We start from the raw sequence: 22499 nt of genomic DNA, 5'->3' as shown, positions 1-22499 counted from the left end.
TAACCCGTTATCAAATCGTCTTCTTACTCGTCAATAGTTGTACAATCAAAATAATTCCAGAGAATAACAAACCTACAACTGAAACTCCGGTCCAACCAAAGTACGTCCAAGCGAGGGAACCGAAACTTGTCCCAGCCGCCCCACCTATAAAAAAGCCAACCATGTAAATCGTATTTACTCGATTTCTAGCTTCTGTATTTTTAGAGAAAACGATATTTTGATTAGTAATATGAACGCCTTGAGCTCCCAAGTCAATCAATACAACGCCAATGATTAATCCAATGATGGAATGTGGCGAAACTAAAAATATCAACCAAGAAGCAATAATTAAAATTGCTCCGAAGATGATCAATTTGCTTTTCTTCACTCGATTATTTAATTTTCCCACCACAGTTGCTCCCAGTGCGCCCGCAATTCCGAATAACCCAAATCCACCCGCAATCGCGCTTCCATAACCGAAAGAATCTTCCATCAGAAAAACAAAAGTAGTCCAGAAAGCACTTAAACTTCCGAAAGCTAAAGCTCCACGCAAAGTTGCGAGTCTCAACGTAGGTTCGGTCTTTAAATAAAACCAAAGCGACTTCATTAATTTCACGTAACTCTCGCCAAACTTGGGCTGAATCACAGGCAATTTCGCATTCAACAAAAAGAAAAGCATCGTCATCAACCCAGCTGCGCCATAGAAAACGCTGCGCCAGCCAAAATATTCGCCAACCAATCCACTCAACACGCGACTTCCTAAAATACCGATTAATAACCCACTCATGACAATTCCAATCGCTCGTCCGCGACCTTCATCATTGCTAAGATGCGCAACCATTGGTACAAATAATTGCGGAAGTGTAGACGTAAACCCAATGAGAAAACTGCTGATAATTAATAAGGATAAAGACTGCGAAAGTGCGGCTCCTAAAAGGGAAAGCACGAGAATTAAAAAATTTAATCTGATGATTTTCAAGTTACTTACTTTGTCGCCAAGCGGGATAATAAACAGCAAACCCATGGCATAACCAATCTGCGTAGAAAGGGCAACGTTGCTCACCTCAGAATTTGTTACCTTCAAACTGGTCGCAATATCGTGCAGCAAAGGTTGGTTATAGTATAAGTTGGCCACGACCAAACCAGCCGAAATGCTCAAAAGATAGAGCAAGGAATTGGGTAATTTATTATTCATGAAATGTTGAGCACAACTATTTTTTAACAGAGACTGCAAAACTAAAACTTCTCAACAAATAAGCGACCTATTTTTTTATCGTATTCTTTAATGAAATAAGATGACGCAGTCTATTGCTAATTCTACAAAGGCAGATTTGCGTGTTATTGCAAAGCATGAAATCTTTTAATGGACGTTGGTTTAAAAATATATTTTGCGGTAACTGTTTGCGGCGCATCTATGTCAAGTTCATACCATGGTGATATCTGAGGACTTTTATGATTGACCAATATATGAACATCCTGCGCGGGCATATAACTTTCAGCCAAAATATATAATTTTTTTCCAGCTTGGTTTCGAGCTACACCCACGATAATAACCGAATGGCCGGGACTTCCAGGTTTGATCAGAAAATCACCGGACCGAATGTCCGCATTATTTGTCACTGGAACAGATTCCTCATTTAAAGAAATCGTACCCGCATATCTGAAAATTACTTCCAGATATTTCTGAAAACCCTCATAGGAATCATCTGAGATTTTAGTTTTGACAAAACTCACTTTTTTTCTCACTTCCTTTGTTCGAAATCCTATTTTATAATCGTCCCAGGCGAAAAACTGTCCGTCGGTAAATTCAAATCCGATATCATCAAACTTTTTATGGAGCCAAAGATATTCCGCGTAGAGCCGAATCCAGGCATCAGCGCATTGCTGCAAATCTTTTTCACCTACCGTAATTTTCAGGAGCGCAGCATGATGATTCTGCTGATCCACGGGGATTTTTGTAAAATCTCTGACGGGAAGATTCGGTGGATGAAGTGGGAAATTAGAAAGAAATTCGCTGAAGCTCCCAGGTTGCTCGTTTACCCAGGAGAAACCCTTTGGTGGCTGAAAGCGCGTGCGAATGGTCGATTTAGCTGGATCAATATTCAACACTCGTGTAGTTTCAATAACTTGGGAATAAGTATTTTGAAAAAAGAGCACCAGCATTAACAATCCAAATCGTTTCAAATGGGAAAAATATTTAATAATTTATCAAAAATAGTTAATATTTCTAAATTGCGAGTATTAGCATTACTTTTTAAAAAACATCATTATATTTGAGCCACGTTTGCAAATGAAAAGATTCTCTACTGTCCTCCTCTTTCTCTTATTTTTTGTTGGGGTTTCTGCCCAACAGGACACCATTAATATTTCTGCTAAAATTACCGAAAATAGTAATATAGTTTCCGTAAGTCAAGAAATAATTTACTACAATAACACCGATTTACATTTAGAAAAAGTAAAGCTACTTAATTGGATTTCGGCCTACAAAAATAGAAATACTCCACTCCTTTCCCGAACCCTACAAGATCGTAGTAATGAACTTTATTTCGCGGACAGTGCAGAATTAGGTAGCACTACGGATTTACTGATTAAAATTGGCCAAAAAGACTGGCAAAGTTTTTCTGGCTCCGAGGAAAATATTTACGTTCCTCTACCGAAAAAATTAGAACCTGGCGAAAGCGTTAAAATTTCTTTACAATATCATTTGCAATTGCCGCAGAAAAAATTCACTGGATATGGAATTGAGACAGATAAATTATCACTTAAATATTTCTTTCTCGTTCCTGATTCGTTTGAAGATGGAAATCAAAAACCTAAGTATTTTCGCAATATAGAAGAAAACCAAAGTCCTGGAAATTATTGGACGATCAATTTCGACTTGCCTGAAAACTATTTCGTAGAAAGCAACCTGGTACGAACGGAATTCAATTCTTTTGAAGGAATTATTAGTAAAGATCCTGAATTTTTAATTTCATCCAAAAATGGTGATCAAATAATTACCCACGTTGACGGTGAAAAAATTGAAATCGATTTCGGTTATCCTTTAACCGTAACTGAAAGACAAAGACTTGAGTTTTATCTTCCTTTGCAACTTCATTTCATCAAAAATAAAATTGGAGAGCTGCCAACTAAAATTTTTATTACCGAAAAGTTTCGGAAAGATGAAGATTTTATTGGTATCGATGATGTGCAATTTTGGATTTTTAATTACAAACTTTTTAGGAATAATGAGCAAACCGATCTTAATTATTTCAGTATTTTGTCAAAAGCGATTATTCAAAGAAAAGTAATTTTTGAAAAAAGTGACGATCATTGGTTGGTGAACGGATTAAAAACTTATTTAGAAATTCAATATCTCGATCGGTATTATAAAGACCGAAAACTCTTGGGAGATTTACCAGATAATCTTAAAGTATTTGGTTTAAAGCCATTGAAGTTTTTCCGACTTTCAAAGCTGGAATTGAGCGAAAGATACGGACTTGCTTACCAATATATGGTGACGCAAAACTTGGATCAAAAAATTGGCGAACCTTTCCAAAACTTAAGCAACTTCAATGCTACAGCGATTAGTCATTTTGAAACGGGAAGTCTCTTCTCCTTCATCGCCGAAAAAATGGGTAGTGAAAATTTTGATGATTTTTTAAAGAATTATTTGACTCAATATTCTGGAAAACCTGTTGATCAAAAGAAATTTTTAGATGAATTGACTTTGGCGTCTGATTATTCGTCCGACTTTTTAGAAAATTTTATTCAAAAAAAGAATCGGGTCAACTTTCGCTTAAAACGGTATAAAAAAACCAGAGATGATTTTCAGGTGAAGGTCATAAAAAACACCACTGAAAGAATTCCCTTCAAAATTGAAACTGAAGAAAAATCAGGTGAAAAGCAGACTTTTTGGTTTGATACCGACGCCTCCACAAAAACAGTTGAGTATAACATACCGCAATCTAATGCAGAAAAAATAATCATCAACGACGGTTATATTTTTCCAGAAAAAAACTTTCGTGACAATTATTTATATACAAAAGGCGTTTTCTCAAATACCAAAAAAATAAAGTTTAAAGTTTTTAAAGATATCCCGAATCCTGAGTACAACGAGATTTATTTGAATCCGCGGGTAAGTTTCAATGCTTATGATAAATTTCTGATCGGACTAAATTTTAAGAATGCGTCTTTATTTGAGCAAAAATTCAGCTATTCCTTTACGCCTTATTATAGTTCTGGAACAGGCAAACTCGCTGGTTCTGGTGGGGTTTCCTACTCGTTCCAACCAGCGAATAGTTTTTACCGGAGTTTAGACTTGGGAGTTTCCGGTTCTCATTTTCATTATGATTACGATTTAACGTATCGGAAACTTGGAGCTTTTGTTGGGCTTAGTTTTGCTAAAAACCCAAGATCAGACATAGGTAGAAGCCTCGTTTTTTCTTATAATTTTTTAGAAAAAGACTTAGATCCGAAAATGATTGATCAAACGGAATATCGAAAATATAATTTATGGAATGTAGGTTATGGTTATTCAGATCGGTCCATCATTCACGAAAAATCGTACAATGCTAATGTTCAGTGGATGGAAGATTTTCAGAAAATTTCTACCGAATGGGCGTACCGATGGGAATTTGCGAAAGATAAAAAAGTTAGTCTTAGATTTTTCGGAGGTTACTTTATTACCAATAAAACCAAAAACAATCTGTTTGATTATGGAATTTCAAAAGTTTCTAATTATGCCTTTTCTTACGGATTATTAGGACAGAGCGCAACTTCGGGCGTTCTTGCACAGCAGTTAATTTTAGCTGAAGGTGGCTTCAAATCTTATTTGGGATCGACCGCCAATCAATGGATCACGTCGGTAAATGCTGATACACACGTTTGGCGTTGGTTTAATGTTTATGCAGATGCAGGAGTTTACAAAAACAAAAATCAAAGCGCCGACTTTATTTGGGATTCTGGCGTGAAAGTAAAAGTGATTCCTGATTTTCTGGAAGTCTATTTTCCCATCCAAAGCTCTTTAGGATTTGAACCCGCGTTTAAAGATTACGGGCAAAGAATTCGTTTTACTTTAAACTTAAACTTCTCTGCCATTACAAGCTATTTCAGAAGAGGTTGGTTTTAAAGCTGTTCTAATTACTTTTATAAATTACCATATTAAGCTTCGTTTCAGATGAATTTGCCTGCTCTAGGTGGTTGTGTTCGCCGTAGAATGATAGCTGACTTAAATCCTTCAGAACGCGAAGTTCTTAAATGAAAAGTCGATTTGTTATATCACAAAAAAAGCGACTCCAAATTGGAGTCGCTTTCACTTTTTATTATGAAGAAGTATTAGTTCTTCATTACTTTTCTACTCACTTTTGCAGATCCGTTGTCAACAGTTACAATGTACATTCCTTTTGTTAATTTAGAAGTATTGATTGATTGTCCGCTATCGATTCTGTTTGAACTTACTAATTTACCTTCAGCAGTAAAAATGTTTACCGTTGCTCTTGCTGGAAGAATAATAGTTAAAGCATCACCTACGTTAGTATTCATTTTGATTTGTTTATCAAAAGAAGTTACATCAGTTACCGCCATATTTGCTTTGTCCATCAATGAGAAATCATCGAATTGCGCCACAGTAGCAAGTTTATATGCTCTAACCGCAACATCAAGAGTTGTAACATCTGGTCCTGCGATCATTTCAGCAGTGTATTTAGTCCACGCTGCTGCATTAGGCAAGTACCCATTATTCGTACGGAAGGCATCTCCCGTTCCGTCTTGCGGAGTTCCAGCAGTATAAACTACAGCGTTAGCAGCATCTTTGTAAACACTCCATAATCTGGTATCAGTGTCATCACCAGCTGATTTGTACCAGAAAGAAATAACATAAGTTTTACCAGCAGTAACTGCTACATTTTGATAAAATCCTGTTGTCGCTGCCGGCATCGAATAACCAACTGAATTGCTTCCAGTGTGAGCATCAGTTGCAGATAATGTTGGCGCCGTATAAGCAGGACTGCCTCCAGCTGCCCAAGGTGCTAAACCAGCTTCAAATCCTGGATTAGTCAATAATTCTTGAGAAAATGCAGTTGAGGTAATTGCAACAACTCCTAAAATAGTAAATAATTTTTTCATTGTAATAAAATTTAAATGTTTATAAATGTTTTAATACTTCAAATTTACGAAATTGTTTATCAAATAAAAAATTTCATAAGTTAAATCATGTTTTATAAAAAAAAGATTACCGTTTCCAGTAATCTTCTATTATTATGATTTCTAAAAAATTATTTTTTGATAATTTTCTGAGAAACTGCTTTTCCGTTTACGGTAGCAGTTACAACATACATTCCTTTAGCTAAAGAAGAAACTTCTAAAGAAGTATTTTCAGTAACTGATTCAGTTCTAACAACTTGCCCATTCATGTTTAAGATTTGAATGTCTGCTTTTGCAGAGAACATCAATGTATTTCCTACTACGGTGTTTTTAACCAAGCTTGCATTCTTAGCGTTTACGTTACCAACAGCAAGAACACCTGCTTCTGTCCAAGAGAAGTTATCCAACGTAGTTTGTGCACCTGTAACTTTAATTTCAATAGTAGTACTTTCTGATTTATTAATGTCAAAGCTATAATCATAAATAGTAGTGCTTGCTCCACTAGTACCACCAAATCCTGCAGTGGTGTTAACTAAAACTCCATCGACAGAAACCTCTATTTTTCTAACAGTTGCTCCTGTAAAGGCTTTCCTATATTGGAATTTTAAATTCCCAACTCCATTAGGAAACAATATAGAAATTGTTCCATTTTTATTCAAAAGAGCGCTTTGTCCAGTAATTGCATCACCATTTCCAGCAGCAAGAATTTTACTAGTAGTTAAAGACCAAGTGGTAAGATCTTGCCCAACAAAATTTATTGCTTCGTAAGCTGTACCTGCCGTTGGAGTTCTAGTTTCGAAATTTTCTGCTCCTTGCGCATTAATTGAAGCAGCCAAAATAACAGCTGCGAATAAAGAATAAAATTTTCTCATGTTTATAAAATTTAATTATTAATAATTTCTAGCGCAAAAATACGGCGTTTTTTACTAATTCCCTAATTTTAAGATTAATTAAATGTTAAATCTGCACCAACAATTTTAAAATAAGTTTTTCGTTACTTTTACACAAAGGTTTCGCAAGCGTTTTGATTAAAAAGATACTATCCTTATTTATCTATCTATTTGTATTAAGTTTATTTAATGCTCAGATCTTCACGTGGCAAAATCCCAATATCGCGAAAGATTCTCTTAAAAAGGATTCCATCCTTACAGCCAAAATAAATCAAGATGTTTTTACTAAAGACACTCTTGATTTTATCAGAATGCCGAACAAGGTTATTATTGATGAAGGAGTTCTAGTTAAGAATACCCGATCGCAAATTCTTGGTGATCTAAATTCCAAAGGTTCTATTATAAGAGGAATTACGTTTGGTAATAATCAAGGACAAAGTGTTCAAAGTTCGATGGACTTGCAGGTAACGGGGAAACTTTCAAAAGACGTTTCTATTCTCGCCTCTATTTCCGATCATAATCTGCCCATTCAAGCAGATGGTTATACGCAAACGCTGGAAGAATTTGATAAAATTTATCTTCAACTCAACATTAAAGACCACTCAATTCTGCGCGCCGGACATTTAGATTTGATTGATGAGAAAACTTACTTCGGTCGTTACCAAAGGCGAAGTATGGGTTTAGAATATCAAACGCAATTTGGAAAAGAAAATAAAACCTTTGCCAATGTTTCTGCTGGCGTAGCAAGAAGTGAATTTCATCGCATACGTTTTCAAGGCGTGGAAGGCAATCAAGGCCCTTATCGCTTAAATGGCAAAAATGGAGAACAGTTTATCACCATTATTTCTGGGTCTGAGCAGGTTTTTATCGACGGGATTTTAATGAAGCGCGGCGAAAGTCAGGATTACGTCATTAATTACAATACGGGCGAAATTACCTTTACCAGTTTTCGGCCGATTTTCAAACAAAACTTTATTACCATTTCTTATAATTACACCAACCGAAATTACACCCGATTTTTAGTCACGGGCGGCGTTCAACATGAAAGAGAGAAAGTAAAATTTGGTTTCAATTGGTTTATGGAAAACGATAATAAGAACGCGCCACTTTCTTTAAATCTATCCAAAGAAGATGAACTCATTTTGGCCAATGCCGGCAACAATACCGATTTAATGTATGCACCATCTGGAACAGTTTCCGAATATGATGTGAATAAAATCCTGTATCAACTCATTCAAAATCAAAATGGAAATTACTACGAATTCTCCAACGACCAGACTCAAACATTATATCAAGTTGCGTTTACTTATTTCGGCGATAATTTAGGCGATTACCGTTTGAAGCAAACCACCAATAACGGACGGGTTTTCGAATATGTTGGTCCAAATGCGGGAACTTATAAAGCGGTGCGGAAATTACCTCCGCCTCAAAAAGCCCAAGTTTTTTCTACTAATGGAGAATTTCTTTTAAAGGAGGGAAAAATCGGAGCAGACTTTTCTTTGAGCAATTACGACATCAATCTTTTCTCCTCCAAAGATGCCAACCAAAATATCGGTTACGCCGGGCGCGTTTTTGGGAACAAAACCTTTACTAAAAACAACTGGAAAGGAACGCCGAGTTTTGAATATCAACATATCAATTCCCAGTTTCATATTTTAGATCGAATCAATGATGTGGAATTTTCACGGGATTTTAATTTGGCTCAAGAGTTTAATCAAATTACGCAAAACCGCCTCATTTTTAGTTTTTTGAATCAATGGAAAAACGCTTCCTTCTTGAATTATAAAATCAACTATTTAGATGAGAAAGATTCTTACACAGGAATAAAAAATGATATGGATTTTGGCTGGCTTAAAGGAAAATTTGCTACTAAAGGAAACTTATCCTATCTCAACACCAAATCTACTTTTCAAAACACTAGATTTATTAGAGGTGGTGTCTCTACAGAATATGCCGGAAAAAAGGGAACCTGGGCCGTCGGTGCGAGTATGGAAGAGAATTTGAAAAATTACAACCAAACCGATTTGCTTGATGTCACGAGTTACCGTTGGAAAGAAGTTTTCGTTCAGAGAAAAATTGGCGATTCTACCCGAACAAAACTTTTGGCGAAAATGTATCTGCGAGATAATGATTCAGTTCGGAATAACACCTTACAAAATAGAAATCAAATCCTAGGTTTCATGGCGGAAAGTCAAATTATTAAAACAGAGAAAACTACTTTATCTGCCCTACTTCACTATCGAAAATTCTTTGAGAAAACCGACGATTTAATGGAAACTTATAATCAGGATTTCATCGTTGGAAACATGACGTATCAGCAACAGCTCTTTAATAATGGAATGCGTTTGCAAGCATTTTATGAACTAGGAAATGGACAGGAAGCGCAACGGGAATTTCAATACATTAAAGTTACAGATGGACAAGGAGTTTACAAATGGACCGATTATAACGGCGACGGAATTCAGCAAATCGATGAATTTGAAATCGCAGAATACGCAGATTTGGCACAGTTCATACGAATTTACACCAATACAGTAAATTATATTCCATCTAATAAAAATAAAATGCAGTTGGCTTTGTTTGTTAATCCTTCCGTCATTTTCAATTCTGAAAATCAATTTCTAAAAAGGTGGAATTTCAATGTTTCCATAAATTCTCAAAATTCTTACTTTAAAAAAGAAAAAGTTTTTGTGCTCAATCCGTTTGAAAAGAATGAAGATCAAATTCTGAAAAACCAAAACATTTTGGCTTCGGCACAATTTAATCCTACCGACAAATCGGGATGGAATGGTAATTACCGTTTCATCGCCAATAACAATCTAATCAATGCCAATTTTAGCAATGAGGAACGCACGCAAGTTTCCCACTTTCTTAATGTCGGACATTTTTTTAGCAAAGATTTCCGCATTGATTGGGAGAATTCGTTTCATGATATTCATAATTCATCTCAACTTTTTAACAGCAGAGATTATCAACTGCAAAACGTAGAAACCAAACCAAAAGCTACTTATAAATTCACCGAAGCGATTCAGACAGAGCTTTCATCGGCATTTCGTCAGAAAAAGAGAATTGATGGTGAAGAGTATTTAAAGACGTTTAACCTTACCGGAAGTTTGCAATGGGATTGGCGAAAAACATCCGTGCGCGGAAATTTCTCTTTTATTAATAATGATTTTACGGGAAACAATTTCTCAATTGTGGGAAATCAAATGCTCGATGGTTTGAAGCCAGGGAAAAATCAAGTCTGGTCCCTATTTTTGCAGCAAGCCATCAACTCATTTATTCAACTGAATGTGAATTACGAAGGAAGAAATTCGGGTGAGCGAACGATTCACATGGGTTCGATGCAGGTGAAAGCAAGTTTTTAGAAATATTAATATTTTGCCACGAATGCACGTATATTTTTAAACTTTTTTTTTAAAACTTTCAAAAAATTCACTCTTACGTTTGAGGCAGAAATTGCACAAATTAAAATTTAACCATTAAGGCTCATTGAGGAATTAAGAGAATTAAGATTTCCTTCGGAAATTGAACTGCACAAAAATTTTATGACTTTTTAGATTACAAAAAACCAGTTTAAAAATTCACCATTCACTATTGACCATTCACTTTCTTTCTTGGCTCTTTTTACTTTTTACTTGGCTCTTCTCAATCTTCATAGATCACATAGTTCGCTCTGATTTTCTGGAAATTTTCTAAATCATCTTTCCAAGAATCTTTAATTTGAGACGCAGATTTACCTGCTATGATTTGCTTTCTCAATTCATCGGTTCCCGCTAATTTATCGAAGAACAAATTCTTTAAAAAGAAATCCTGCTGAGGATTTTTATAGTCTTTATAAGCTTTCAAAAGCCAGTCTAAATTCAAAGCTTTTAAATCTTCTGGATGCTCTGAGAGATTCTCGCCGTAACATAATTTTCCATTTAAAAAAGGATCCTTCGCGCCAGCAGAAGGTTTTGGTGTAAATTGATACGGCAAGTTTTTAGTCCACGGAGAACCATAGATCTGAAAAGGCAAACTCGTGCCGCGACCGACAGAAACCTGCGTGCCTTCAAAGAAACATAAACTCGGATAAAGGTTGATAGCTATGTCATTTGGTAAATTAGGCGATGGTTTATCTGACATCTCGTAGCGTTGCTTTTTGTGATATCCCAACATTGTAATCAACGTATATTTAGCTTGAATTCCTTTATTTAACCACTTTTCACCGTTGACCATTTTTCCATATTCGCCCATCGTCAAACCGTATACGACAGGAATATTGTGCATTCCGACAAAGCTTTTCCACTGGTTTTTTAAAACCGGTCCATCAATATATCCGTCGTGTGGATTTGGACGATCGAGAACAATGACTTCCACATTATTCTCTGCAGCTGCTTCCATGACGTAAGTCAAGGTAGAAATATACGTGTAAAAACGCACACCGACATCCTGAATATCAAACAGCACAATATCAATTCCTTTTAATTGCTCGGGTTTTGGTTTTTTATTGGATCCATAAAGTGAGACAATCGGAATTCCAGTTTTGGTGTCTACGCCATTTTTCACATGTTCGCCTGCATCTGCATCTCCGCGGAATCCATGTTCAGGAGCGAATATTGATTTTATTTTAATGTTATTTTTAACCAAAAAGTCAACCAGAAAAGTTTTATCTTTCATCAATCCAGTCTGATTAGTGACGATTCCAATAGTCTTATTTTTTAATAAGGGAAGATAGAGTTCCGGACGGTCAGCGCCTGTTTTAAAACAGTTTTTATCGAGGTTTTGCGCAAAACTCATTTGGCAAAAACCAAAATAAATTAGCACAATCAGAAGTAAATCTTTATTTTTGAGCTTTAAAATCATACGATTGAATTTTCCGTTATATTTTTCCAAAAAAATTGCATTTTCCAAAGATAATAAAAATAATCTCTCACGGATTATTGTCTTTATTGGTCGGCTATCCGTCGCCCTCGGCGTCATTGTTTCGCTCATTACGGTTTCTACCGGAGTTGGTTCGAAAAAAGCCATAAAAGAAAGAATGGCCGATTTCTCGGGGCATATTTCTATTAAATCTAAAGCCTCCAACAATTCTTACAACTCGTCAGTTTTGAGCAATGATGGCCTTCAACTTCAAAAAATAAAAGCCCTACCCGATGTCGCTACGACTCAAAACTATATTGCCGTAAGTGGTATTTTACGAAATGAGCATAATTTCGCGGGCATCATTTTTAAAGGAGTCGATCAGGATTTTGATTCTGCTCGATTTCAAAAATTTTTGGTAGAAGGACATTCGCCAAAAATAACAGAAAAAGGATATACGAGTGGAATCGCCATTTCGAAAAAACTGGCCAAAGATCTTCACTTGGGAATTAAAGACAGCATCGTTGCGATCTTTTCAAAGGAAAACCAAAGTCCGCTCTACCGAAAATTTGAAGTTGTTGGGATTTATAAAACCGACATCAAAATGATTGATGACGTATTCATCATCGGTGGAATGAATCACGCTCGCAAAATTCAGGGCATGAATGATACGGAAGTTGGTGGAATCGATGTTTTTTTAAAGAACATCAATTACATCGACGAAGATGCGCCAAAAATCGATCAACTTGCTGGTTATAAAAATTACACCGTTAAAGCCACCGATGAATATCCGCAGATCATGGATTTCATTGCGATTTTCGACACTAATATTGCGCTTATTATTACCATTATGTTAATCGTCGTTATCATTAATATCATCATGGTTTTATTGATTTTAATTATCGAAAGAACAAATTCAATCGGAATGCTAAAAACCTTGGGAGCGACCAATGGACAAATTCGCGCAATCTTCATCAACTACACTTTGCTGATCATGATTCCCGGCTTAATTATCGGAAACATAATAGGTTTAGCGTTTTTATTCCTTCAGAAATATTTCGGCATCATCACTTTAAATCCAGAAAATTACTATCTGAGTGTGGTTCCAGTTGAAATCAACTTCTTGCACATTTTATTAATCTCTGGCGGAATCCTGATTGTCTCAGGAATCTCACTAGTTCTGCCGAGTTATTTGATTAGTAAAATTTCTCCTGTAAAAGCCATCAAATACAACTAAGGTACCGTCAAAAAAAGGCAGTAAGAAATTCTAGCCTCGATTGCAGTGATATCTTTTTCTTTGCAAAGGCATTTGGCGAGGAAAGAAAAACATATAACGGAAAGCGGGACTGAGTCTAAAAGAATTCCTACTTTTGTGGCTCTAAAATTTACTTTAATGAAATACGCACAAAATATTCTTGAAACCATTGGAAATACGCCACTTGTGAAACTTAATAAAGTTTTGGGTGAAGATTTTCCAGCGTTGGTTTTGGCAAAAGTAGAAACCTTCAATCCAGGAAATTCTGTAAAAGACAGAATGGCTTTGAAAATGATTGAAGACGCAGAAAAAGATGGACGTTTGAAACCGGGTGGAACCATTATTGAAGGAACTTCCGGGAATACTGGGATGGGCTTGGCTTTGGCTGCAATCGTGAAAGGTTACAAATGTATTTTCGTGACCAATGCAAAGCAATCCAAAGAAAAAAATGATATTTTAAGAGCGGTTGGTGCAGAAGTAATCGTTTGTCCGACAGATGTTACACCAGATGATCCGCGTTCTTATTACTCTGTTTCTAAACGTTTGGGTGAAGAAACTGAAAATGGTTGGTATGTGAATCAATATGATAATTTATCTAACCGTACAGCACATTACGAATCTACCGCGCCGGAAATCTGGGAGCAAACGGAAGGTAAATTAACACATTTCATGGTTGGTGCGGGAACGGGAGGAACGATTACGGGTTGTGGAAAGTTTTTCAAGGAAAAGAATCCGGAAATTCAAGTCATTGGTGTTGATACTTATGGTTCAATTTTGAAAGAATTTCACGAAACTGGTGAATATCATCCAGACAACGCCTATTCCTATATTACAGAAGGAATTGGCGAGGATATTATTCCTCAAAACTTTGATATGTCAGTCATTAATCATTTTGAAAAAGTAACTGATAAAGACGGTGCAGTTTACGCTCGAAAACTGGCAAAAGAAGAAGGGATTTTCTGTGGCTATTCCGCCGGAAGTGCGATTGCTGCATTGATCCAAATGAAAGATCAGTTCACCAAAGATGATGTGATTGTAGTTTTGCTACACGATCACGGTTCCCGATATGTGGGGAAAATCTACAATGATGAATGGATGAACGAAATGGGTTGGTTGTAAAATTTTAGGGGCGTGCCCTTTATAAAAATATCCGTAAAAGTAAACTTTTACGGCTATTTTTATAAAGGTCGGTATCCGGTTCCCAATCTTTTTTTTGCCTTCGCTTCTGCCCTTGCTAAAAAAGGATTTCCACCTCCTCCCTCACGCAAGGTGGATCACAAAAGTTCCGTCAGTTTTTTGGTCAAATTTCTGCGGGAGAACTGTTTAATATTTTGAGTTTGCGAATGTGTAGTTCCAGATTTCCATTCTTCAAATTTCTGCAATAAAAACATTTTTAATTCTGATTCATCATCATAGGCAAAATGCTTTCCAGCGTTCGTTTCTTCTAAAATTTTCTTGACATCGCTTTCTTTCGGACCGAAGGAAATAATCTGTTTTCCGGTGGCTAAATATTCAAATATTTTTCCGGGAATAATTCCTTTTGAACTGTCATCAGGAAAATTGGTTATTAAAAGTAAATCAGAATTCGCCATTTCCAGATTCGCCTCTGAGTGAGAAAGATAACCTAAGTTATTCATCGAATTTCTTAATGAAGTTTGTTCAATTTCATTTAAAATTTTATCATCAATTCTACCGACAAACTTTAACTGAAAATCATTTTTAAAGTCTTCATTTTCAGAAACCAGTTCATTTAAAACGTTCCATAAAGCTTTAGGATTTCGCAACTGTTCCAAAACTCCAATATAACTTAGGGTAAATGTCGAACTCTTTTGCTCGATCTTTTCGTCAACCACATATTGATCAAAACCATTAGTTATACAAAAAGCATTTGCTCGTTTCTTTCTGAAATTTTCAGCATCGGCGAAACTTGTGGCTAAAGTAATATCAGCAGTTTCAAAAACTTTCTGCTCAAGATTTCCGTGTTTTTGATCTGCAGATTTCGTCAGTTTCAAATGTTTATAATAAGAAATCTCAGTCCACGGATCTCTGAAATCGGCAATCCATTTTAAACTAGGAAACTCTTTCTTTAATTCCAAACCAATCAAATGCATTGAATGTGGTGGACCAGTTGTGACAAAAGCATCAAACTGGTTTTCCTTTAAATACGTTTTTAAATATTCTACGGAAGGTTTCACCCAAAAAACGCGGGCGTCAGGAATGAAGAAATTTCCACGCACCCAAATCGAAAGTTTTGATTTCCAGGATTGATTCTTACCGACATCAAATTGTCCGGCTTTGAATTTCTTATTGTCTTTACCGAATATTTCGGCTAATTGATACGGCTCCCAAATCTTGGTTTTAATAATATCTAAATCATCAGAAACTTCCTTTGTCAAAGTTTCATCAATAATCGGATAACTCGGATTTTCAGGAATAAAAACAGTGGGGTTCCAACCAAAGTCGGGTAAATATTTCACAAACTTCAACCAACGCTGAACACCCGGACCACCCGCAGGCGGCCAATAATAGGTGATGATTAATATTTTTTTTTTTGGTTTCATCTATTATTTGATGGGAATTGAAAACCGTAAAATTACTTTCAAAAATTACAATTTAAATCATTGTAAATGCATAATTGAAATTAAAACCATTAAGAGATTAAGAATAATTAAGACTTCATAATTAAGTTCTTAATGGTTTATTTTAAAGATAAGTTGAATGTTTATTTTGCAGTAAAAAATCAATCCTAACAATCTGAATTTCTCACTGGTTCGTTTTCTGCCGCAACAGATTTTCTATTTTTCCACATCCACCAAATTCCCAAACCACTCAACAGCAAAAATAACCCAAACGAAATCATCGAAATAATTTTCCCTTTTGCAATAACCTCTGGGGCAAAAATCATTTTTATCGAATGTTTTCCGGCCGGAACATAAACAGCTCTTAACAAATAATCTGCTTTGATGTAAGGAACTTCCTGGTCGTCAATAAACATCTTCCACCCTTTTGGATAATAAATTTCCGAGAATACTGCTAATTGTGGCGTTTTCGATTCAGACGTGAATTCCAGTTCGTCGGCTTGGTATTTTTTTAAATCTAAAAAGGCGGTAGAGTCTCTCTGCAATGGTTTTCCTTCAAAATATTTTTGATCCTCTTTCGCAATGACGGCAACTCTTTTATTATCAATCATTCCAATCTGATCCAATTCTTCATTGGGAGAATTCACGAATTTCAATTCAGAAACAAACCAAGCATTTCCGTTCGCATCCGCATTCGTAGCACCTTCTGGGTTTTCTGGATTTCCAAAAATCATATACTTGGTGTTCAGCATATTCAGAATTCGTGGAACTTTCACGGTATCCATTTTACCAAAATATTCATTAATCAAATCATCATATCTCCTCAATTTCACAGCGTGATAACCACCAACAGACGATTTAAAATAAGAAGTATTGGTCTCATTGAAAGCGCCTAAAGTTTGGTTATAAATACGATAATGACCTTTGTCTTTTTCAGCAATAGTTTCCAACGTCTTATTCATGTTGGCGTTGTCTAGCAAAGATTTTAAATTCGCATTATCACCGACTTTCTGCATCAACAGTTCTGAATTTTCCGTTTGGAAAGGATTTTCTGTAAATGATTTATCAATGAAATTATCATTGTTTAGATATCTTTTATTAACGCTCCACAAATCAAAGAAACTGACCAAACCAATAATGATAATCGCTATATTTTGAGTGACTTTATTCTTTAAACTTAAAAATAAAACTCCAGCCGTAATCGCTACAAAAACAATCGCCTTTATTGCATCAATGCTGAACATCTTAAATCTTTCATCTACCAAAAACTCCAATAAAAATGGCGGAAGATAAGTCTTTTCTGTAGAGGTATAAAACCCTAAAATGGATTTCCCAAAAACCAGTAGTAAGACCGTAATTCCTAAAACTGCAGAACTTACATAGATCAAAATTTTCTTCTTATAATCTTCGGTCAATATATTTTGCGTCGATGTTTCTGTCTTTTCATTTGAATTAAAGAAACGGTATAATCCAACAATCGCTATTAGCGGAAACAATAATTCAACAACAACTAAAATAGAACTTGGCGCTCTAAATTTATTATAAAAAGGAAGGTAATCAATGAACAAATCAGACAGTGGTAAAAAGTTACTTCCCCAAGCTAAAAGAATGGTCAAAATGGAGGCTCCTAAAATCCAGTATCGATACTTCTTCCAACCAAAGAAAAATCCTAAAATTGCCAGAAAGCAAACGACCGCACCTTGGTAAGCAGGCCCAGAAGTTCCCGGCTGTTCGCCCCAATACGTAAGTGATCCGAAACCTTTGGAAATTCGATCCATTTCTTGCTGTGAACCTACATTCTCTTGAACCAACTCCTGAACTTTCGCCATCATTTCTTGCGAACCTTCTTCATTACTAGATCCACCCATTAATCGGGGAATAAACAAATTCAGAGTTTCTAATTTCCCATAACTCCACATCAACATGCTTTCTTTATCCATACCAGATTGGTCGGCGGAATGCTTTTCATTATCCAGAATTTGTTTCCCCCGAACCGTTTCTCCTATGTATTCTGAATTCGCCATAATCCGTTGAGAATTCATTCCAACTCCCAAGACAAATGCCAGAGCCAAAACTCCCGTTGAAATACCAAAATGTTTCCAATCGGTCTTTCCCTTAAACGCGCGAATTAATTCTGATAAGAATAAAAAGCCCAACGCAATGAATAGATAATAGGTCATTTGTGGATGATTTGCCGCAACCTGCAAGCCCATAAAAAGAGCCGTTACAATAAATCCAATCACGTATTTTTTGCGGATATACACCAAAAGTATTCCGGCTAAAAGTAGTGCGAAATAAGCAACCGTGTGTATTTTACCATTATGTCCGGCAGCAAGTGCGATATAAAAATAAGTAGAAAGTCCAAAAAAGGTGGCGCCTAAAAGTGCGTATTTCCAATTTCTAACGGCGACTAAACCTAATAGAAAAAAACCTGAAAAAAGAAGGAAAATATAATTCGCCGGCTTCGGTAAAAAGTTAAGTAGATTATCAATATTTTTAATAACATCACCTCGAAACTGCGCGCCCATTTGGTAAGTTGGCATTCCACCAAACATCGAATCGCTCCAATACGTTTCTTTACCATGTTCAGCACGGTAATCCAAAAGTTCTTTGGCTCCTCCCTTATACTGCACAATATCATGCTGGAAAAGTTGCTTACCGGTCAACACAGGATTGGCATAAATCACCGCCAATAAAATGAAAACCACCAGGCTTCCGATAATGAAAATTAAGTTTTTGTTTTTTAACATCTTTAGGTTTATTATTGAGAAAAACCCTTTGACATCGTCAAAGGATTTACTTATCTTTATTTTTCTTTGGGTTCTTTAACCTCTTCGTAATCGACGGTTTCTGCATCCCAATGGATTTTGGAATCCAAATTTTTACTGGTTTTCTGCTGCGTTACATTCTCGTCATTTCTCGGCTGTGGAAATTTAAAAATCTTCTTAAAAAACATTCTTTTTAAAAAATTCCAAACAAAAAAAATGATTACCGTGGTTAGAATTAATTCTAATATATATTTCATTTCTTACTTTTGATAACAGATCAAGTTGGTGTCTAAATTAATTATTCCAATCTACTTTTTTGGGTTGACAACCACTGTTGAATTCGAAACTGACTTCATGGTTTGAGATTGTTTGCCATCTGAAAGCGTTTCTGTCTGAGTCGTTTTCACAGAGATGTTCTGGTTCTTCACCCAACCTGTTTTTTGGTCCAATATAATTGTTCCATTTTGCGACAGTTCAGAACTCATTGATCTGGTGACGCCTTCTTTCGTCTGTTTATCCGTTTTTTTAGGAATTCCACCTGCGACAGAGATTTGTGCGATTCCATCACCCACACTTTTCAACGTATAAGTAGTGGTGAGCTTAATTTTTCCATCTGGAGTTGCATTTTCACTTTCAGACCATTTATCACCAATCTTGGCTCCTTTTGCTGGAATTAAAACCAGATTTTTGGAGAATTGGTCCTTCAACATCTTCTCGTTAAAACTCTGTTTGAAACTATTGATAAAGCCAGCTTTGTCTTTCTGATCTTTAATTACGGTTCCAACAGAAGCCGCAATTTTATTATAAATCGTATCGAAACCAGTAATCGAGATCACTTTTCCGGTTTCAGTCATTTTCAAATTTAATTTATTTCCAACCAGAGCCTTATTGACTTTCCACATCATTTTCAACTGCTCATCTTTCGGTTCTGCTTGCTTGGTATCAACAGCAGCCGTTTTTCCGTTGGCTGACTGAGAATTTCTTTTTCCGGTTAAGTTGATGGTAATATCATAAACGCCATCTTTGAAATCATTTACGGTAAACGACATTTCGTCGGTCATTTCGCTGGTTCCACTTTGCGATTTCCCATCAGGCGCAGTCATCGTTTGAACGTCTTTTTGATACGTCACTAAAGGATAGGTTTCCCCCTTCTCTAATTTAAAAGTTTGCTTATAAACTCCCAAAGAATCTTTAATTGCAAAAATTTCTGCTTGCGGCGTTTCTACTTTTAATGAATCAGTACTGGTTACAGGAACTTCTACGGTGATTGTTTTCCCAGTTTCGGGATCTACTTTGGTTACTGTTTTGGTGTCTTTTTTACAAGCTACCAAGGTTATAGAAAGGAGCGCAATGGCTGTGAATTTTTTCATTTACTGATTTTTCTGAATTTTAATTAAAGTAGATTTTTAAAGATTTTCATTTTTAAAAACGATTGACAAATTTAAGTTAATTATTTCTGATGGTTTCAAACATTATCTATTTTTAACATCCTTTTAGAAATAAGCCAATCAGATGAATTGGTAAGGATTTCCTCTAATAAAACTTGAAAATTATTTTTACTTAAATTTGCACTTCATCTTTCAAATAACGAATAGTATTAATAGAAATAATATGCAAAATCCACTTCTTGAATCTTTTTCAACACCTTACCAATCGGCACCATTTACTGAAATTAAAGAGGACCATTTTCTCCCGGCATTTCAGGAATTAATAAAAGTTTCTGAAATGGAAATTGATGAAATCGTTGGAAATCAAGAAGAACCAACTTTTAAAAACGTGATTGAAGCCTTGGCTTTTTCAGGTGAAAAACTAGAAGTTGTTTCGGGTATTTTCTTTAATTTAAATTCTGCGGAAACCAATGACGAAATTCAGAAAATTGCTCAGGAAGTTTCGCCACTTTTAACTGAATTCTCCGCCAAGATTTCTCAAAACTTACCTCTTTTTGAAAAGATAAAAAAAGTCTTTGACGAAAAAGAAAAATACAATCTGAATGAAGAACAGAAAATGCTTTTGAACGAAACTTATAAAGGCTTTGTAAGAAGCGGTGCGCTGCTGGATGACTCTGACAAAGAAAAATTCAAAAATATCAGCATTGAATTATCCAAGAAATCACTTCAGTTCGGACAAAATGTTTTAGCGGAAACCAATAACTATTTCAAACATATTACCGATGAAAAAGAATTAGCCGGAATTCCAGACGCCATTTTGGAACAATATAAAGAAGAAGCGAAAGAGAGAAATCTCGAAGGTTTTGTGGTGACTTTACAATATCCAAGTTTTCTTCCTTTAATGACTTACGCTGAAAACCGGGAATTGAGAAAAAAACTCGCTTTAGCAAACGGCAAAAAATCTTTTCAAAACAATGAATTCGACAACCAGAATTTAATTAAAGAAATCATCTCTTTAAAACAGGAGAAAGCAAAATTATTAGGTTACGAAAATTATGCAGATTATGTGTTGGAAGAAAGAATGGCAAAATCTCCTGTACAGGTAAAATCATTTTTAAATGAACTTTTAGAAAAGGCAAAACCTTACGCCGAAAAAGAAGTAGACGAATTGAAAAAACTCGCCAAGGAAGATGGAATCGAAGAAATGGAGAGTTACGACCATACATTTTACGCTGAAAGATTACGCAAGCAGAAATTCGATATCGATGATGAAGAACTGAAACCTTTCTTTCAATTAGAAAAAGTTCAGGACGCCGTTTTCGGATTAGCAAAAACATTATTTGGGTTAGAATTTAAAGAAACAACTAAAGTTCAAAAATACCACGACGAAGTAAAAACCTACGAAATTTTCGAAGACGGAAAATTTAAAGCCCTACTCTACGCTGACTATTTCCCCAGGAAAGGAAAAAGAGCAGGCGCCTGGATGACGAGTTTTAAAAGTCAATCCATTAAGAATGGAGAGAATAACCGTCCGCATATTTCTGTAGTTTGCAACTTTTCGAAGCCAACTTCTGATACGCCAAGTTTGTTGACTTTCCAGGAAGTGACGACCCTTTTCCACGAATTTGGTCACGCTTTGCATGGTGTTTTAGCAGACACCACTTATCCGAACCTGTCGGGAACGTCTGTGAAATGGGATTTTGTAGAACTTCCGTCACAGTTTTTAGAAAACTATTGTTATGAACCTGAATTCTTAAAAACCTTTGCGAAACATTATCAAACCGGCGAAGTTTTACCTGATGAGAAAATTCAGAAAATTTCAGATTCCAAGAATTTTATGGAAGGTTATCAAACTTTAAGACAAATCGGATTTGGACTTTTAGATATTTCTTATCATTCTGACTCCGAAAAAGTTGGTGATGTGAAAACCTTTGAAGTGGAAGAAACCAAAGCAACCAATCTTTATCCAAGTAATCCCGAAACGATGATGAGTACCAGTTTCTCCCACATTTTCCAAGGTGGATATTCGGCGGGATATTATTCGTACAAATGGGCGGAAGTTCTTGATGCTGATGCTTTTCAATACTTTAAAGAAAACGGAATTTTTAATCCAGAAATCGCGGCGAAATATAAAGTTTTGCTTTCTTCAGGCGGCACTAAAGATCCAATGGAATTGTATAAAAACTTCAGAGGAAGTGAGCCGAAAGTAGAAAGTTTATTAAAAAGAGCTTTCGGATAAGATGGACAAAAAAGAGAACAGCATTCCCGCGATTCGATTAATGCGAGATTCAGCAGGAGAAAGCTTTTTTGAAACTGGAAAAGTACGTACGCACGAAAAAATACAGTCAGCTGAATTTTGGTTCGCCAATGAGATCGATTCCTGGCAAGTGGGAACTCACCTTGCACCGCGTAAACAATTCGTTGTCACTTTGAGTGGCAAGTTAGAATTCACAACCAGCGATGATAAAAACCTTTATCATAGAACCCGGAATCGTTTTGTTGGCAGAAGATATCGATGGCGAAGGTCATACTTGGAAAATGATTGACGGTCACGAGACGTGGCATCGAATTTACATTCCCATCATCGAAGACGATGAAACTTATTTTGTGAAGGATTAAATTTAAAAAATAAAAGAAGGGTTTACTTTAACAGTAAACCCTTCTTTATTGATTTA

General features: G+C 35.8%; 15 protein-coding genes. 6 read left to right on the top strand and 9 right to left on the bottom strand.

The features are described from left to right. Positions 1 to 10 precede the first annotated feature (10 nt). A complete protein-coding gene (locus BMX49_RS09075) occupies positions 11 to 1174 on the bottom strand; it encodes an MFS transporter (RefSeq protein ID WP_034720065.1) in 1164 nt (387 codons plus the stop codon). A gap of 143 nt (positions 1175 to 1317) precedes the next feature. Further along, positions 1318 to 2163, bottom strand: a complete 846-nt coding sequence (locus BMX49_RS09070; RefSeq protein WP_246005126.1) for a DUF4846 domain-containing protein — start codon at positions 2161 to 2163, stop codon at positions 1318 to 1320. A gap of 106 nt (positions 2164 to 2269) precedes the next feature. Here BMX49_RS09070 and BMX49_RS09065 point away from each other — a divergent pair, with 106 nt between their 5' ends. Continuing rightward, the gene (locus BMX49_RS09065) at positions 2270 to 5089 is read left to right on the top strand and encodes a gluzincin family metallopeptidase (RefSeq protein WP_034720061.1); all 2820 of its coding nucleotides are present in this window, start codon (positions 2270 to 2272) and stop codon (positions 5087 to 5089) included. 206 nt (positions 5090 to 5295) lie between these two features. On the opposite strand, the gene BMX49_RS09060 is transcribed toward BMX49_RS09065, so the two are convergent. Together BMX49_RS09060 and BMX49_RS09055 are read right to left on the bottom strand one after the other, a co-directional pair. Continuing rightward, positions 5296 to 6084, bottom strand: coding sequence for a T9SS type A sorting domain-containing protein (locus BMX49_RS09060; RefSeq protein WP_034720059.1), 789 nt, complete (start codon positions 6082 to 6084; stop codon positions 5296 to 5298). A 149-nt stretch (positions 6085 to 6233) separates the two neighbouring features. Then, the gene (locus BMX49_RS09055) at positions 6234 to 6974 is read right to left on the bottom strand and encodes a T9SS type A sorting domain-containing protein (protein ID WP_051803797.1); all 741 of its coding nucleotides are present in this window, start codon (positions 6972 to 6974) and stop codon (positions 6234 to 6236) included. A gap of 329 nt (positions 6975 to 7303) precedes the next feature. Between BMX49_RS09055 and BMX49_RS09050 the strand changes: the two genes are divergently transcribed. Next, positions 7304 to 10360, top strand: a complete 3057-nt coding sequence (locus tag BMX49_RS09050; RefSeq protein ID WP_375600476.1) for a DUF8818 domain-containing protein — start codon at positions 7304 to 7306, stop codon at positions 10358 to 10360. A 280-nt stretch (positions 10361 to 10640) separates the two neighbouring features. On the opposite strand, the gene BMX49_RS09045 is transcribed toward BMX49_RS09050, so the two are convergent. After that, on the bottom strand, positions 10641 to 11837 hold the full coding sequence (locus BMX49_RS09045; protein WP_034721425.1) for an exo-beta-N-acetylmuramidase NamZ family protein: 1197 nt from the start codon (positions 11835 to 11837) through the stop codon (positions 10641 to 10643). Between the two features lie 4 nt (positions 11838 to 11841). Here BMX49_RS09045 and BMX49_RS09040 point away from each other — a divergent pair, with 4 nt between their 5' ends. Both BMX49_RS09040 and BMX49_RS09035 read left to right on the top strand, forming a co-directional pair. Further along, the gene (locus BMX49_RS09040) at positions 11842 to 13071 is read left to right on the top strand and encodes an ABC transporter permease (protein WP_034720057.1); all 1230 of its coding nucleotides are present in this window, start codon (positions 11842 to 11844) and stop codon (positions 13069 to 13071) included. 156 nt (positions 13072 to 13227) lie between these two features. Beyond that, positions 13228 to 14208 (top strand): PLP-dependent cysteine synthase family protein, encoded by a 981-nt coding sequence (locus tag BMX49_RS09035; RefSeq protein ID WP_034721422.1) that lies wholly within the window; start codon positions 13228 to 13230, stop codon positions 14206 to 14208. A gap of 155 nt (positions 14209 to 14363) precedes the next feature. Here BMX49_RS09035 and BMX49_RS09030 read toward each other — a convergent pair whose 3' ends face one another. The 4 genes from BMX49_RS09030 to BMX49_RS09015 form a co-directional block, all read right to left on the bottom strand. Beyond that, on the bottom strand, positions 14364 to 15650 hold the full coding sequence (locus BMX49_RS09030) for a glycosyltransferase family protein (RefSeq protein ID WP_034720055.1): 1287 nt from the start codon (positions 15648 to 15650) through the stop codon (positions 14364 to 14366). A 185-nt stretch (positions 15651 to 15835) separates the two neighbouring features. Next, the gene (locus BMX49_RS09025) at positions 15836 to 18418 is read right to left on the bottom strand and encodes a YfhO family protein (RefSeq protein WP_034720053.1); all 2583 of its coding nucleotides are present in this window, start codon (positions 18416 to 18418) and stop codon (positions 15836 to 15838) included. Positions 18419 to 18474: 56 nt separating this feature from the next. Beyond that, the gene (locus BMX49_RS09020; RefSeq protein WP_034720051.1) at positions 18475 to 18693 is read right to left on the bottom strand and encodes a hypothetical protein; all 219 of its coding nucleotides are present in this window, start codon (positions 18691 to 18693) and stop codon (positions 18475 to 18477) included. Between the two features lie 51 nt (positions 18694 to 18744). Further along, positions 18745 to 19806: a DUF6263 family protein gene (locus tag BMX49_RS09015; RefSeq protein WP_034720050.1), complete on the bottom strand. Its 1062-nt coding sequence runs from the start codon at positions 19804 to 19806 to the stop codon at positions 18745 to 18747. Between the two features lie 241 nt (positions 19807 to 20047). Here BMX49_RS09015 and BMX49_RS09010 point away from each other — a divergent pair, with 241 nt between their 5' ends. Together BMX49_RS09010 and BMX49_RS14720 are read left to right on the top strand one after the other, a co-directional pair. Continuing rightward, positions 20048 to 22063 (top strand): M3 family metallopeptidase, encoded by a 2016-nt coding sequence (locus BMX49_RS09010; protein WP_034720048.1) that lies wholly within the window; start codon positions 20048 to 20050, stop codon positions 22061 to 22063. A gap of 221 nt (positions 22064 to 22284) precedes the next feature. Next, the gene (locus BMX49_RS14720; RefSeq protein WP_156030687.1) at positions 22285 to 22443 is read left to right on the top strand and encodes a hypothetical protein; all 159 of its coding nucleotides are present in this window, start codon (positions 22285 to 22287) and stop codon (positions 22441 to 22443) included. The last annotated feature ends 56 nt before the right edge of the window (positions 22444 to 22499 follow it).

Origin of the sequence: Kaistella antarctica (assembly GCF_900109615.1) — a bacterium.
GTDB classification, from domain to species: domain Bacteria; phylum Bacteroidota; class Bacteroidia; order Flavobacteriales; family Weeksellaceae; genus Kaistella; species Kaistella antarctica.
Note: the sequence above shows the minus strand (reverse complement) of the source record. Positions and strands in the feature narration are given on the sequence as shown.